Annotated in this window: 16 protein-coding genes; 10 read left to right on the top strand and 6 right to left on the bottom strand. The window is 62.6% G+C overall.

From position 1 onward, the window contains the following. The coding region (locus Q8R73_RS03065; RefSeq protein ID WP_305718079.1) for an SDR family NAD(P)-dependent oxidoreductase at positions 1-608 on the bottom strand (608 nt) is incomplete at its 3' end. 117 nt (positions 609-725) lie between these two features. On the opposite strand from Q8R73_RS03065, the gene Q8R73_RS03070 reads away from it, so the two are divergent. Beyond that, the gene (locus Q8R73_RS03070) at positions 726-1,661 is read left to right on the top strand and encodes a LysR family transcriptional regulator (RefSeq protein WP_305718080.1); all 936 of its coding nucleotides are present in this window, start codon (positions 726-728) and stop codon (positions 1,659-1,661) included. 21 nt (positions 1,662-1,682) lie between these two features. Here the strand turns inward: Q8R73_RS03070 and Q8R73_RS03075 are convergent, their stop codons facing one another. The 3 genes from Q8R73_RS03075 to Q8R73_RS03085 are packed head-to-tail and all read right to left on the bottom strand — an operon-like array spanning position 1,683 to position 3,830. Continuing rightward, positions 1,683-2,168 carry a YbaK/EbsC family protein gene (locus tag Q8R73_RS03075; protein ID WP_305718081.1) on the bottom strand — a complete coding sequence of 162 codons (486 nt, stop codon included), beginning with the start codon at positions 2,166-2,168 and terminating at the stop codon, positions 1,683-1,685. Next, positions 2,165-2,917 carry a haloacid dehalogenase type II gene (locus Q8R73_RS03080; protein WP_305718082.1) on the bottom strand — a complete coding sequence of 251 codons (753 nt, stop codon included), beginning with the start codon at positions 2,915-2,917 and terminating at the stop codon, positions 2,165-2,167. The genes Q8R73_RS03075 and Q8R73_RS03080 overlap by 4 nt, the downstream gene beginning before the upstream one ends. Before the next feature lie 28 nt (positions 2,918-2,945). Next, positions 2,946-3,830: an amidohydrolase family protein gene (locus Q8R73_RS03085; RefSeq protein ID WP_305718083.1), complete on the bottom strand. Its 885-nt coding sequence runs from the start codon at positions 3,828-3,830 to the stop codon at positions 2,946-2,948. A 131-nt stretch (positions 3,831-3,961) separates the two neighbouring features. Between Q8R73_RS03085 and Q8R73_RS03090 the strand changes: the two genes are divergently transcribed. Together Q8R73_RS03090 and Q8R73_RS03095 are read left to right on the top strand one after the other, a co-directional pair. Continuing rightward, complete coding sequence (locus tag Q8R73_RS03090) at positions 3,962-4,438, top strand: MaoC family dehydratase N-terminal domain-containing protein (RefSeq protein ID WP_305718084.1); 477 nt, start codon at positions 3,962-3,964, stop codon at positions 4,436-4,438. A gap of 13 nt (positions 4,439-4,451) precedes the next feature. Further along, positions 4,452-4,886, top strand: a complete 435-nt coding sequence (locus tag Q8R73_RS03095) for a MaoC family dehydratase (RefSeq protein ID WP_305718085.1) — start codon at positions 4,452-4,454, stop codon at positions 4,884-4,886. 13 nt (positions 4,887-4,899) lie between these two features. Here Q8R73_RS03095 and Q8R73_RS03100 read toward each other — a convergent pair whose 3' ends face one another. Next, positions 4,900-5,802, bottom strand: a complete 903-nt coding sequence (locus Q8R73_RS03100; protein WP_305718086.1) for a LysR family transcriptional regulator — start codon at positions 5,800-5,802, stop codon at positions 4,900-4,902. Positions 5,803-5,969: 167 nt separating this feature from the next. Between Q8R73_RS03100 and Q8R73_RS03105 the strand changes: the two genes are divergently transcribed. Genes Q8R73_RS03105 through Q8R73_RS03130 form a run of 6 tightly spaced genes read left to right on the top strand, consistent with a single transcriptional unit; the run spans position 5,970 to position 11,279 of the window. Continuing rightward, the gene (locus Q8R73_RS03105) at positions 5,970-7,181 is read left to right on the top strand and encodes an amino acid ABC transporter substrate-binding protein (protein WP_371126020.1); all 1,212 of its coding nucleotides are present in this window, start codon (positions 5,970-5,972) and stop codon (positions 7,179-7,181) included. Positions 7,182-7,214: 33 nt separating this feature from the next. Next, positions 7,215-8,081 (top strand): branched-chain amino acid ABC transporter permease, encoded by an 867-nt coding sequence (locus Q8R73_RS03110; RefSeq protein ID WP_305718088.1) that lies wholly within the window; start codon positions 7,215-7,217, stop codon positions 8,079-8,081. Next, a complete protein-coding gene (locus Q8R73_RS03115) occupies positions 8,078-9,013 on the top strand; it encodes a branched-chain amino acid ABC transporter permease (protein ID WP_305718089.1) in 936 nt (311 codons plus the stop codon). Before Q8R73_RS03110 ends, Q8R73_RS03115 begins: the two co-directional genes overlap by 4 nt. Then, positions 9,006-9,755 (top strand): ABC transporter ATP-binding protein, encoded by a 750-nt coding sequence (locus Q8R73_RS03120; RefSeq protein ID WP_305718090.1) that lies wholly within the window; start codon positions 9,006-9,008, stop codon positions 9,753-9,755. The genes Q8R73_RS03115 and Q8R73_RS03120 overlap by 8 nt, the downstream gene beginning before the upstream one ends. Next, entirely contained in the window at positions 9,748-10,479 is a 732-nt protein-coding gene (locus Q8R73_RS03125; protein WP_305718091.1) for an ABC transporter ATP-binding protein, read from the top strand. The genes Q8R73_RS03120 and Q8R73_RS03125 overlap by 8 nt, the downstream gene beginning before the upstream one ends. A gap of 44 nt (positions 10,480-10,523) precedes the next feature. Further along, positions 10,524-11,279: a hypothetical protein gene (locus tag Q8R73_RS03130; RefSeq protein WP_305718092.1), complete on the top strand. Its 756-nt coding sequence runs from the start codon at positions 10,524-10,526 to the stop codon at positions 11,277-11,279. 200 nt (positions 11,280-11,479) lie between these two features. Here Q8R73_RS03130 and Q8R73_RS03135 read toward each other — a convergent pair whose 3' ends face one another. After that, positions 11,480-13,828 carry a tetratricopeptide repeat protein gene (locus Q8R73_RS03135; protein WP_305718093.1) on the bottom strand — a complete coding sequence of 783 codons (2,349 nt, stop codon included), beginning with the start codon at positions 13,826-13,828 and terminating at the stop codon, positions 11,480-11,482. A 441-nt stretch (positions 13,829-14,269) separates the two neighbouring features. On the opposite strand from Q8R73_RS03135, the gene Q8R73_RS03140 reads away from it, so the two are divergent. Further along, on the top strand, positions 14,270-14,521 hold the full coding sequence (locus Q8R73_RS03140; RefSeq protein ID WP_305718094.1) for a hypothetical protein: 252 nt from the start codon (positions 14,270-14,272) through the stop codon (positions 14,519-14,521). Position 14,522: the final 1 nt, after the last annotated feature.

Below are 14,522 nucleotides of genomic sequence, written 5' to 3' on the forward strand. Positions count from 1 at the left end.
AAGTCACCGCCATCCTTCGGATTCATGTCGGTATCGATTGAGCCCGGCTGCAGCACGTTGACCGTGATGCCGCGCGGTCCAAGGTCGCGCGATGCGCCCTTGCTGTAGCCGACGATCGCAGCCTTGGTGGCCGCGTAGTCGGCGAGGCCCGGGAACGAGGCGCGGGTGGCGATACCCGAACCGATGGTGATGATGCGTCCGCCTTCGCCCATCAATTGCGATGCCGCGCGGATCGCGCTGATCACGCCGTGGACGTTGATTGCATCCTGGCGGAGCAGTGCCGCGATGTCGCTATTGGGATCGTCGACCGCGCCACCGGCCGCGACGCCGGCATTGTTGACGAGAATGTCGAGCCGGCCGAAATGTTTCGCGACGTCCCTCACCAGTTGTTCGACTTCGGCCGATGAGGCCTGGTCGGCCTTGAAGGCTTTTGCTTCGACACCGCTGGCTTTCAATTCCTTCACCACGGCCTCGGCCTTGTCGGGCGAGGCGACGTAGCTGATCGCAACATTGGCACCCTCTGCGGCGAGGGCGCGGGCGCTGGCCGCGCCGATGCCGCGCGAGCCGCCGGTGACGAGGGCCACCTTGCCGGTGAGTGATTTGGTCATTGGATTTCTCCGCTGGTTGATTTCCGATGACGCTGTGGATATGCCTTTGCGGGTATGATATAAATAGAAACTATCGAAACGTATTGTTTCCGAAATTGATCCAATAAGATCGAGCCCATGGCGAAACTGCCCGACTTCGAAGGCTTCGCGATTTTCGCAAAAGTCGTGGAATTACGGTCGTTTGCGGCGGCCGCGACCGAATTGGCGCTGTCCAGGGCGACGGTGTCCAAGGCGGTCACCCGGCTGGAGGCGCGGCTTGGCGCGCGGCTGTTCAACCGCACCTCGCGGCGGCTCGCGCTGACCGATGCCGGCCAGAAACTGGCCGAGCGCGCCGCGCGCCTTTTGTCGGATGGCGAGGCGGCGGAGAACGAGGCGCTGGCGCAATCGGCAACGCCACGCGGGCTGGTGCGGCTCGCGGTGCCCATGACCTTCGGCGTGCGAACCGTGGCGCCGCTGCTGCCGGAATTCCTGGAGCAGTATCCCGAGGTCTCGATCGACCTGCATCTCAGCGACGCCACCGTCGATCTGATCGGCGAAGGGTTTGACGCCGGCCTGCGCATCGCTCGGCTGCCGGATTCCTCGCTGATCGCGCGCCGGCTATGCGCGATGCCGCGCTACACCGTGGCGGCGCCCGCCTATCTCAAGCGTCACGGCCGGCCGACGCATCCGATGCATCTCGCGGAGCATAGATGTTTCGGCTACGCCTATCTATCGACGCCCGGCGTCTGGCACTACACCAATGCATCGGGCGAACAGGCCAGCGTGCGCCCGGCGGGACAGTTGCGCGTCAACAATGGCGAAGCCGTCTTGCCGGCGCTGATTGCCGGGCTCGGCATCGCCGACCTGCCGGACTTCATCGTCGGCGATGCCATCGCCTCCGGCGAGGTCGAGGTGATCCTGAAGGACTGGAAGCAGCCCGAAGGCGCGGTGCATCTGGTGACGCCCCCCGGCGGCCCGCGCCCCGCCCGTGTCGAGGTGCTGGCGGATTTCCTGGCGAAACGGCTGGCAATGGGGAGCAAACGAAAATCAGTTCACCTTCGCCTGGAGGGGTAGGGTCGAGCCTACCCTCCACCTTCAGGGAAGGTTGAAGGGGGTCTCGCGATGCTCGCACACATCGATCCATTCAGCGCCGGTCAACGCCGCCATCCGCATCGGTGCGATGCGCACCGCGCTGTGGGTCGAGCCCGCGGCCGGCACCACCTCGTCGAACGCCTGCAGCGAGACGTCGCAATAGACCGGCAACGGCGCCTTCAGGCCGAACGGACAGACGCCGCCGACTTCGTGCCCGGTGATGTCGGCGACTTCCTCGACGCCGAGCATCTTCGGCTTGCCGCCGAAATGCGCCTTGACCTTCCTGTTGTCCATGCGCGAGGTGCCGGCGGCGACGATCAGCACCACGCGCTCGCCGATCCGCAGCGAAAGCGTCTTTGCGATGCGCGCCGGCTCGACGCCATAGGCCTCGGCGGCGAGCGCGACCGTCGCCGAACTCATGGGCGATTCGATCACGGCGATATCGGGGGCTTTTTCGGCGAAGAAGGCGCGGACGGATTCAAGACTCATTTTTGGGACTCATGGTCGGCGATCAGCTGGGGCAGTTGAGCCAGCGCTCGGATGCGATAATCCGGCTCGAGCCCGAGTTCGTCCATTTGGGTCCGGATTGCCTTGAACATCGTGAGCGGAGCTACGAGATCATTGTCGACGCAGGCCGCCGCCATCGCTTCAGGCGTCACGCGCTCGATCCAGGCGACGTTGAGGCCGAAGGCCTTCGCGCCGCAGGCGTCCCACGGGTTCGAGGAAATGAACAGCACCTCGGTGGGCGCCACGCCAAGCCTCGTTTCGATCAGCCCGTAGGCTTCGGGAGCCGGCTTGAAAATTCTTCGGGAGTCGATGCTGATGGTTGCATCCAGCACGCGGTCGAGGCCGCTGTTGGCGACCAGCGCGTTGAGCATGGCCGTGCTGCCGTTGGAAAGGATCGCGAGCTTGCGATCCCGCATCGCCGCCAGGGCCGCGATCGCATCCGGGTAGAGATCGAGATGCAGATATTTTTCCATGATGCGCTCGAACGTCGCCTCATCGCCTTTCAGCCCGAGTACCCTGAGCGCATAGGCGAGCGAATCCCGGGTGATCACGGAAAAATCGTCATAGCGTCCCATCAGCGAGCGCAGCCAGGTATATTCGAGCTGCTTGATACGCCAGATCTGCGTGATGATTTCGCCGTAGCCGGGAAATGCCTGCTCGGTAATGGCTGCTACCGACTGGATGTCATACAGGGTGCCATAGGCATCGAACACAACGGCTTTGATGCTCACGATGATATCATCCGTTCGATGCTGGTCGTTAGATCCCCAGCAGTTTCCGCGCATTGGCTTTCAGCACCTTCGGCCGGATCTCGTCGCGGATCTCGAGCTTGGCGAAATCGGCCATCCAGCGGTCCGGCGTGATCACCGGCCAGTCCGAGCCGAACAGCATCTTGTCCTGCAGCATCGAGTTGATGTAGCGCACCAGAATCGGCGGGAAATATTTCGGCGACCAGCCGGAGAGGTCGATATAGACGTTCGGCTTGTGGGTTGCGACCGACAGCGCCTCTTCCTGCCAGGGGAATGACGGGTGTGCGAGAATGATTCTCAGGTCCGGGAAATCCGCCGCGACGTCGTCCATATACATCGGGTTGGAATATTTCAGCCGCATCCCCATGCCGCCGGGCATGCCCGAGCCGACGCCGGTCTGGCCGGTGTGGAACAGCGCGATGGCGCCGCCGTCGTTGATGGCTTCATACAGCGGATAGGCCATGCGGTCGTTCGGATAGAAGCCCTGCATGGTCGGATGGAACTTGAAGCCGCGGACGCCGTATTCCTCGATCAGCTTGCGCGCCTCGCGGACGCCGAGCTTGCCCTTGTGCGGGTCGATGCTGGCAAAGGGGATCAGCACGTCGGAATTCTCAGACGCGATTTCCAGCATCTCGTAATTGTTGTAGCGGCGGAATCCGGTCTCGCGCTCGGCATCGACCGGGAAGATCACGGCGGCGATCTTCTTGGCGCGGTAATAGGCCGCGGTCTCCTGGACGGTCGGCGGGTGCTTGTTGGGCGACTTGAAGTAGTCGGCCATCTTCGCCTGGAAATCGTCATAGCCGTCGTCGCCATGCATGCCGCAGGGCTCCTCGGCATGGGTGTGGATGTCGATCGCGACGACGTCGTCGATATTGGGCAGCTTCAGTTTGGGCATGTGACGTTTCCCCGGCAGCACCGCTTGATTTTACAACGTGGCGAATTGATTATACCATATAACAAATTCCGCAAGATGGCATAAGGCGGCATGACAGGCCGGCATCATAGCGGCGGACAAGGGAGGATGCGATGGCGCAGGCGGAAGCCTTCGAAACCGATTTCTGGAAACACGCCAATCTGCGCAAGGTGTGGGACGACATCGTCCCCGGCGTGCCGCGCAAGACCATTCCCTATACGCTGACCAAGGCGGCGATCGAACTCTACTGCAAGTCGGTCGGCGAGGATCACCCGATCTATTTCGACGAAGCCTACGCCAGAACCACGCGCTATGGCGGGCTGATCGCGCCGCCCTCGATCCACATCCTCCTGATGTTTTCCTGCACCCCGGCTGACGACTGGATGCGCTCGCCGGGCACGGTCAATGCGGGGCAGTCCTGGAGCTACAACATTCCGGCGCGTCCCGACGACGTCATCACCCTGCAGGCGCGAGCGCTCGACAAGTTCATCAAGCGCGAACGGCTGTTTGTGGTGCACGACAACGTCTTCTTCAACCAGCACGGCGACGTGATCTGCTCCGGCCGCGGCTGGACCATCCGGCCGGAATGAGGCGAGGGAAATCATGACCACCACGTTCGAAAATCTCGGCGAAGGCGACAGCATCGACGGACCGAAATTCGAGGTCAGCCGCGAATCGATCCGGCTGTTCTGCGACGGCTCGCTCGATTACAACCCGCTGCATCTCGACGACGAATACATGAAGGGAAGTTTCGGGAAGACCAATTTCGGCGGCATCATCATGCACGGCATGAACAATTTCGGCTTGATCTCGCGCATGATCACCGACTGGGCCTACCCCGCCGGTGCCATCCACCGCCGTCTGGAGACCCGCTGGGTCAAGCCGGTCAAGCCCGGCGACACCATCCAGCCCACCGGCATCGTGAAATCAAAGCAGGTCACGGCGAATTCGCGCTGGGTGCTGATCGACGTCATGGTGAAGAACCAGGCCGGCGAGAAGGTCGCGACCGGCGAGGCCATGGTGGAGTTTCCGAACTGACGGCGCGGCCCGATCAGCTCTTTCGCTCTTTCATCCTCTCCACGAGAAGCTGCGCAACGCGAAGCCCCGAGGGCGTGGAATTCCTGGTTGCGAGCCGGACCAGCGTCACCTGCGTGGCCTCCAGACGCTTGTCGCGCAAAGGCACCGCGATCAGCGTGCCTGCGAGCAGTTCGGGCATGGCCGAGTCGCGCGGCAGGAAGGTTCCGATACGGGTCTTCACGGCGATGGTGCGGAGGAAGGCAATCGAGTTTGTCTCGCTGTAGACATCGAGCTCGACATTGGCCTTGGCGCAAGCGCGGTCGATTTCCTGACGGATGCCGAACGACAGATCGGGCAGGATCACGCGCAGGCCCGCGAGGTCCTTGATCGCACAATACTCCCTGGCGGCCATCGGATGATCGGGGGCGACCATGAGGCACAGCGACTGGCGCATGCGCGCCAGTTCGATCAGGTCGCGCCGCGGCGCACGGCCGAAAACGAGGCCGAGATCGACCTCGTGCCGTCCGACCATTTCGGCGACGCCGCTGGTGCCCGCCGTCGTGACCGTGATCGAGATGCCGGGGTAGGCTTTCGAAAGGTCGACGACGAAATCGGACACGAAGCTCGCGAGCAGTCCTTCAACGGTCGCAAGCTTCACCTGGCCGCGCTGCAGCGAGTCGAATTCCTCGACCTGAACGCGAATTCGATCAAGCTTGTCCTGGCTCTCGACTGCATAACGATAGAGCAGGTGGCCGGCGCCGGTCAGGCTCATGCCCCGCGCGCCCCGATCGAACAGCTTCGCCGAAAGTTCGTCCTCGAGCCCCTGGACCTGCCGGCTGATCGCGCTGGGCGCGATACGCAGCGATTCGGCGGCCCGCTTGATGGACCCGCGCAGCGTTACCTCCCGAAAGTATCTGAGAGCCGTCGATTCGATCATGTGTTAGTTTCCGACAGCCCTTCATCGCTTGCCCGGAAACGGTGCAGGCGCTGCATAGCAGTCGAATTTTTAGACCGTTCGGTTCGAATTTCAATGCTTTTATTCGATTGCCCGATTTGTCATGCTTTCGGCCAGGTTACCCTCTCGGTCCATGCAGGAGAAACCAGATGACCCGTTCCCGGCTTACGTCACGTCGCTTGAATTCGCTTCTTCTCGCCGCCTGTCTTGGATTATCAGCCTCCGCGGCGCTGGCGCAGGACGTCGTCAAGTTCGGAGCGCCGCTTCCGCTGACCGGTCCGCTGGCGCCTGAAGCCATCAAGCAGCAGCAGGGATACGATCTTTGGGCCGAGCAGGCCAACAAGGCCGGAGGCATCTCGGTCGGCGGCAAGAAGTACAAGGTCGAGATCGTCTACGCCGACTACCAGTCGAATACGCCCCGCGCGGTGCAGACCACCGAGCAGATGATCACGCAGAACAACGTCAATTTCCTGTTCAGCCCGTTCGGTTCGGGCGCCGCCAAGGCCGGCAGCAGCGTATCCGAGAAATACAAGGTGCCGACCATCGCGTCGACCGCGTCCTCCGCGCAGGTCTATGACCAGGGTTACAAGTACCTGTTCGGTACCTTCACGCCGAACGACACGCTGACCACGCCGCTCACCCAGATCGTCAAGGCCAAGGCGACGGACGTGAAAAAGGTCGCCATTCTGGCGCGCAACGATCTCTTTCCGCTGGCGATTGCCCAGGAGATGGAGAAGTCGGCCAAGGCCAACGGCCTCGAAGTGGTGTATTCCGAGAAATACGCGATCAATACGCTGGATCACTCGGCGACGCTGTCGCAGATCAAATCGCTCGCGCCGCAATGGATTTTCGTGACCGGCTACATCAATGACCTGCTGCTCGTTCGCAAGCAGATGGCCGATCAGCAGATCAAGGCCGGCGTGCTCACCATGATCGCGGGTCCCGCCTATCAGGAGTTCATCGATGCCGCCGGTGCCAGCGGTGAAAACATCACCAGCGCCGCCTGGTGGCATCCTGCCGCGCAGTATTCCGGCAAGGACATCTTCGGCACGACCGCCAACTACGTCAAACTGTTCCGCGACAAGTACAAGTCGGATCCCGATTACGCGCAGGCCTCGGCGTCGGTTTCGGGTGCGCTGTTCCAGATGGCCATTGAGCGCGCGGGATCGCTGGACCGCGACAAGGTCCGCGACGAGCTTGCCAGGATGAACGAGATGACGTTCTGGGGGCCGGTGAAGTTCGGACCGACCGGGCAGATCGATTCGCTGGAGCCGCCGGTGCTTCAGCTTCAGGGTGGAAAAGCTGTGGTTCTCTCGCCTGCGCTCATCAAGCAGGGCGAATTCCGGCTCGGCGTCAACTGACCCCTATCGGTCCAGGGAAAGCGGAAACCCGACATGCTGGCGGCCCAGGTTCTGATCAATGCATTGGTGTTGGGCTGCCTTTATGCGTGTATCGCGATCGGCTTCTCGCTGGTCTGGGGTGTGTTGAATGTCATCAATCTGATCCACGGCTCGTTCATCGTTCTCGGCGCCTATCTGGCATGGGGGCTCTATCAGTCGCTCCACATCTCGCCGTGGTATGCGCTCGGCATCGCGGCTCCGGCGTTTTTTGTTCTCGGTTACGTCATTCAGCGCCTGATCCTCAACCGCGTGATCACGGCGCCTGTTCTGGTCACGCTGACTTTGACGTTCGGGCTCGACCTGATTCTCAACAACGCGATGATCTATTACTTCAAGGCGGATTACCGCAAGCTTACGCTGACGCCCCCTATGGGGTCGGTCTCGCTGTTCGATGTCGTTGTGCCGATCGACCGTTTGATCGCAACCGCATCCGCGCTGGCGCTGACCGGCATACTCTATCTGATCCTGCGGCGGTTGCGCGTCGGGCGCGCCATCATCGCAGTCAGGCTGGACCGCGATGCGGCCCGGTTGATGGGCGTCGACGTCAATTCGATCTACGCGATTGCGTTCGGTCTCGGTGCTGCGCTGGCGGGCTGCGCCGGTGTGCTGATGGCGCTGATCTTCCCGATCTCGCCCCTGACTTCGACCGCCTATCTGGGAAAGGCCTTCGTGGTCTGCGTGCTCGGCGGCCTCGGCAGCGTGTCGGGCGCGCTGGCGGGCGGCATCCTGCTTGCGCTGATCGAGGGAATTGGTTCGGCGCTGATAGGTCCCGCGCATGCGACGACGCTGTCGTTCGCGCTGCTGATCGTCTTTCTGATCGTGCGTCCCCAGGGCCTGCTCGGCCGAAAGGGCTTTGAATGACGCGATCGAACTTCATCCTGCTGGCGCTGGTCGCGGTTATCGCCGCGCTGCCCATGTTCGGAGGCTCCTACGCGCTGCGGCTCGGCACCATCGCCTGCATGTACGGTATCCTCGCGCTGTCGTGGAACGTGGTCGGCGGTCTGGCAGGCTATCCTTCATTTGCGACCGCTGCTTTCTTCGGTTTCGGCGCCTATACGGCGGGCGTCCTGCTCGGCAAGGGCGTGCCGCTGGTGGTTGCGGTTGCCGCAGCGGGGGGGGCCTCCTTTGCGCTGGCGTGTCTGCTTGGCGCGGCGCTGCTTCGTCTGCGCGGCCACTATTTTGCCATCGCCAGCCTGTCGCTGATCGAGGTGTTCCGCGAACTCGTCAACAATGCCACCGATCTCACCGGCGGCGGCATGGGATTGAACATCCCGCTGACCTCGACGGCCGGCGTGATGGCGGATGCGACGTTCTACTTCTATGTGATGTGGGGACTGCTGCTCGGAACCGCGTCGATGGTCGTCGTGGTGGCGGGCTCCAAGCTCGGTTTCGGCCTCGCATGTATCCGGCAGAACGAAACCGCCGCCAATATGATCGGGCTCAACACCACGCTCTACAAGAGCGTCGCGTTCGGGCTGTCCGCCTGCTTTGTCGGCGCCGCGGGCGGGGTGTACGCGGCCTGGGTTCATTACATTGATCCGTCCGATGTGTTCGACATTCTTTATTCGGTGAAGCCGATCGTCATGGCGTTGATCGGAGGGCTCGGCTCGCCGCTCGGCGTCCTGATCGGGGCATTCGTTTATCTCGGGCTGGAGGAGGTGGTCTGGCGCAACTACATCCAGATCCACAGCGGCGTGCTCGGCGTTCTGATCGTCGTTCTGTTGCTGTTCCTGCCAAACGGACTGATGTCGCTGCGGTCTCGGCTTCTTGCATGGAGACCGAAGCGTGTCTGAAATCCTACGGCTCCAGTCCGTCTCGCGGAACTTCAGCGGCCTGAAAGCGCTGCAAGATGTTTCGCTCGGCATCAGCAAAGGCGAGGTTCTCGGCCTCATCGGCCCGAACGGCGCCGGAAAGACGACGCTTGTCAACGTGGTTACAGGCGTCACACCGGCAAGCTCCGGCACGGTCACGTTCATGGGGCAGGACATCACGCGCGTGAAGACCTACCAGTCCGCGCGTCTCGGACTGTCGCGTACGTTCCAGATCGTGCAGCCGTTCGCGGAATTCAGTGCGCTGGATAACGTCGCCGCCGCGGCACTGTTTTCGCAGCCCGGCGAAAGCATCAGATCGGCGCGGCAGGAAGCGCGCGCGCATCTGGCGTTCGTCGGCCTCGAAGCGCAGTCGGATCAGCCCGCAGCGACGCTGACCCTGGCGATGCGCAAGCGCCTTGAACTCGCGAAAGCCCTCGCGATGAAGCCGAAGCTGCTGTTCCTCGACGAAGTCAATGCAGGCCTGAACAGCGCGGAAGTCGAACGCGCGACGCGCCTCATTCATCAGCTTGCGGAAAACGGCATAACCATCGTGATGATCGAGCATTTGATGAAGGTCGTGCTGAACGTCTGTACGCGGATCGTGGTGCTGCACAACGGTCAGTTGATCGCCGACGGCGCTCCGCGGGATGTCATCAAGAATCCGGCCGTCGTGGAGGCCTATCTCGGCCAGCAGTATGCGCAAAGGGCCGGCGCCCATGGCTGATACACCCATCCTCGAGCTTCAGGGCTTGCGCGCCGGCTACGGCGAGGTTCAGGTGCTGTGGGGCATCGATCTTGCCGTCCGGCGAGGAGAGATCACTGCGCTGATCGGTTCCAACGGCGCGGGCAAGACGACGCTGATGCGTGCGTTGTCGGGGCTGATCCCGATCCAGTCGGGAAGCTATCGCTCCGACGGCGTGGATCTCGCCGATGCGACCGCGGCCGCAATCCTGTCGCACGGCATCGTTCACGTGCCGGAGGGCCGGCGGCTGTTCGGCGCCATGAGCATTGAAGACAACCTCCTGATGGGAGCCTATTCGCGCACGGCCGGGCGGGCCGAGATCAGCCGCGATATGGACCGCGTCTATGCCACGTTCCCGAAGCTGTTCGAGCGCCGCAATCAGGCGGCGGCGACACTGTCCGGCGGCGAGCAGCAGATGTGCGCGATCGGGCGCGGGCTGATGAGTGCGCCGAATCTGTTGATGATCGATGAATTGTCGCTTGGACTGTCGCCGCTGCTGGTCGAGCAGCTTGTTGCTGCGCTTCGTGCGCTTAACGCCGAAGGTATGTCTATCCTGCTGGTCGAGCAGGATGTGACGACGGCGCTCGACCTGTGTCATGCGGCTTATGTCATGGACATGGGCCGGATCGTGCGGTCGGGGTCCGGCGCGGAGCTGCTGGCTGATCCGATCATTCGCGACGCCTATCTCGGCGTGCTCGAAGATTGATTTGAAACCCAATCGAAAAGAATTTCTGCAGCAGGAGAGGCAACATGATCGAGACTGTCGAAGCAGCGAAGGGCGGTTACAGGTTCATGCCGGGCGTCAGCCAGTATTCGGCCGGTGTCGCCGCGCTGCCGGGCTTCGCCCTGGAGCGGGTGCGGTTCACCAGGCCGGTGCCGATGCGCCAGGGGTTTGATCGCATCGAGCAGATTCTGAAGGATGCCGGCAGACCGCTGAGCGCGTTCGCCGCCTGCGAGTTGCGCTCGCCTGCGCCGTTCACGGAAAGCGGCTTCGTGGAGTTCAATGAAGTGTACACCGGCACCCTGAAAGCATGGGGATTGCTGCCGGACGGAGTGAATCCCGTCGCGCGCAGCAATGTGTGTCCGAAGATCGATCCGCCGGCGGAACCGGGCTTCCATGCATTTACGTATGCCGTGCCCGCCGCCAACGCGCCGGCGTCGTTCGTCGTCGCCGGCAGCGGTGAAGCACCGGAAGGCAAGGGCAGCTATCGCGACCATGCCGTTCGGATCGGTGACGTCAGCCCGGCGGCGATGGTCGAGAAGGCGCAATGGGTTCTGGGCGAGATGGAGCGCCGCATGAGCGCGTTCGGCGGGGACTGGAGCAAGGTTACCGCGACCCAGCTCTATACCGTCCACGATATCCACCCCTTCATCGAAAGCGAGCTCGGCCAACGTGGCATCTTCGAACAGGGTTTGACGTGGTATCTCCATCGTCCGCCGGTGCAGGACCTGGAGTATGAAATGGACTGCCGCCGGGTGTTTATGGAGCGCGTCCTGGAGAGTTAGGTCGCCGGCACTCGCGTTGTTGATGCTTGCGATCGCACCATAGCGCCAGTGGTGGGGCCCAAGACGGATAGGTCGCTGCCTGGCGACTTATCTATCACCCGGCTTCGCTCTCCACGCGGCCGGGCCGAACGCTACGGTTCAATTGTCGGTATCCGCTGCAGGACCGAGGTCCGATGCAATGACGGTGAATTCAAACTGCTTCATCGCTCCCCACTTTGTGGCGGCGAATTCGCAGCCCTTCGAAGTTCAAGAATAACCTCAGCAAGGTCTTTGTCTCCCGGCACGACGATTGCGAGCTGCTCGGCATATCCGAGCGCTGCCGTTGCATTCCCCGCCATGCGACTGAAGGAGACGAGCGCCTGCAGAACATCGCGATCGTCGGGATGACTCCGCAGGGTTTGCTTCAAGACCGCGACAGCTTCATCGCGCTGACCGCCGGAATGGAGCGCGACGGCGTAAACATAGCTGTAGCGTGCATCATCCGGCTCCAACTCGGTGGCCTTCCGGAGCTCGACGAGCGCATCGGCCGGCCTTTTCAGTCGCGTCAGGGTCAGGCCGAGTGCGTGGTGCGCGGCCGCGTCGCGAGGCGATGCCGCGAGCGCCGCGCGAAGCACACTTTCGCCGTCGCTATCTCGGCCGCGCTGGCGATACAAGTCGGCTAGATTGATCGCCGCCGTCGCATACTGCGGGCTGAGTTTCAGCGCGGCCTTGTATTCCGTCTCGGCATCGTCACTCAGTCCGCGCCGCGCGAGAAAATTTGCGAGCGCCGTGCGGGCTTCCGGCCGCTCGGCATTGGCGCGTTGTGCTGCGATGAACTCGGCGGCTACCCGATCAAAGGACGCGCGGTCCCGTGTGGGCTGGCTTGCGGTCGGCACGGTCGCGAGCAGAGAGGCCGCCCTGATGCGTACGCCGCGGATGGGATCGGACAATAAGGGAGAAACTAAAGGCCAGACCTGATCGGCGGGCACGTTTTCAAGCATGTCGAGGGCACCGATCCGTACCATTGGATCGGGATCGACGAGCGCAGTGCGTGCCGTCGCGATATTTGCCGGCGTTATGCGCGAGGCAAGTTCGCCGAGTGCGCTTGCGCGCGCCACTGCCGGCGCATGGCGATCCGCGGCAAGGACGGAAAGAAGCGCGGCGGCATCGGGCTGATCGGTGCGCGCTGCATGTAATGATGGTCCATAGGCCTGAAAGCCCTTGCGGTCGGGGCCATACCAACGCTCGATCGCGGTAGCGGCCCATTGCGCCGGCTTGTCGCGGTGGCAGTCGTTGCACGCGTTCGGTGTCCCCATCTTGACCGAAAGATCCGGCCTCGGAACACGAAAGGCGTGATCGTGGCGGGGATCGACGACCATGTAGGTTCGGGCCTGCATGTGGCACGATACGCAGGTCGGCGGTGGATCGACGCCGGCGTGGTGGCGGTGCTTTTCGTCGGCGAACTTGTCGGGGGCATGACATTGCAGGCAGACACCCTCTCCTGAAGCGCGAAGTTTCGAACTGTGGGGCTCGTGGCAATCGCTGCAGGTGACGCCGGCGGCAAACATCTTGCCCTGCTTGAACGGGGTATAATTGTACGGCTCCTCGACATCACGGATCTGTCCGTCGGGGTGATAGGTGTTGCGCGCGAGCGCCTCGACCGCATGGGTTTGCGACAGCCACTGACCAGGCACCCAGTCAGCGTGGAATCCGGCGCGCCGTGCGTGGCACAGGCCGCAGGTCTCGACCTCCTTGCGCAATGTGGCCGGCGCTGCACTGCGACTGGCGGTCCCGGTCTGCGCGTCCATCGGCCAGGTGACGCTATGGCGCTCGTCAAAGCGCACCAGCAATCCCTTGCTGGAATCTTCGCGCCTGCCGAACGGCCACCAGCTCCGCTGGTTGCGCGCCCAAGCGGTGTGGCCCGAGCCCTGGCCATGACAGGCCTCGCAGCCCACGCTGATTTCCGCCCATGTCGTCGCGAAACGATCCGTTTTGACATCGTAGTTCTTGCGCAGGCCGGTCGAGTGGCATTCCGCGCACATGAAATTCCAGTTCTGGTTCAATTTGGTCCAATGCAGAATATCGTCATGCTTGATTTCTTCGTTTTCGGAGAGGTGAAACCAGCGTTGGCCGCCCTTTTCCTGCGGCCTTGAGTCCCAGGCCAGCGACAGGGCCTGCAGACGTCCGTCGGGAAACTCGACCAGATACTGCTGCAGCGGATCGATGCCGAAAGTGTATTTTATCTCGAATATGGCGAGTTTGCCGTCGGCGCCGTCGGTCTCGACCAGGAATTTGCCGTCCTTGCGAAAGAAGCGGGAGCGCACGCCGTAATAATCAAAGCTTGAATCGTTGAAATTGCCGAGCACGGTCTTGTCGTTGGCGTGCTGCATCGCCGCCTTGTGCTGTGAAGCATTCCACAATTTTGCTTCGGCCTGGTGGCAGCCCGCGCAGGTCTCGCTGCCGACGAAGGCCGCAACGGCCGAATGCTGGATCGGCGAAGCGGGTCCGCCGTGATTGAAAATATGGAAGGCGCCACCGAATGCGAAGACGGCGGCTGCCACCATCGCCATCGCGATCCAGATCCGGCGCGGCGGCAATCGCGCGACATTCGGCCCTGCGGGCTTCGGCTCCGCCGACGGCGAAGCCAGTAACGGCCCGCGGGCAGGTGCCCTCGGTGTCTCCCTCCCTGATTTGCGCCGCTTGCGTGCCAACGACTGCCCTCAGCCTTGCGATCATCCAATGGCAATCCTGCATCGGTGAGGATGGCCATGCCCATCTTCGGGCGCAGCTCCATCGAGTCAAGCAGCGATGGATCAAGGCTTGATGTGGAAACGGATGGCTGCCCCGGGCAACTGATGAGTCGGGGCAGCGATGCCTGCCGTTGCGATTCGTCCGACGAGCTCCAGGTAGCATAGGCGACAATCACTCGCGGAGGAGGTTTGATCTGCGTCAATACACAGATTGCTCGATCCCGTCATTTTTTAGATGCCTAAACAACGGAGGACGCCAGGATGAAGCTATCGATTGCATTGTCGGCACTGCTGACCACCGGGCTGGTAGTCGGCTTCGTCTCCGCAGGCACTGAAAAAGCCAGCGCGGTGGTCTACTGCCAGTATGTCTCATATCCCGTCGGATGCGTCGTCAGGCCCGGGGTCGTGCTGCGGCCACGTCCGGTTGCGCGCGCCGTGGTGACCCCCGGCGTTGGTGTGCGGGGAACACCGATGAACCGCGGCGGCCCGGTCAATCGCGTCGGCCGGCGCTGAT

The organism is Bradyrhizobium sp. (assembly GCF_030697065.1).
Classification (GTDB): domain Bacteria; phylum Pseudomonadota; class Alphaproteobacteria; order Rhizobiales; family Xanthobacteraceae; genus Bradyrhizobium.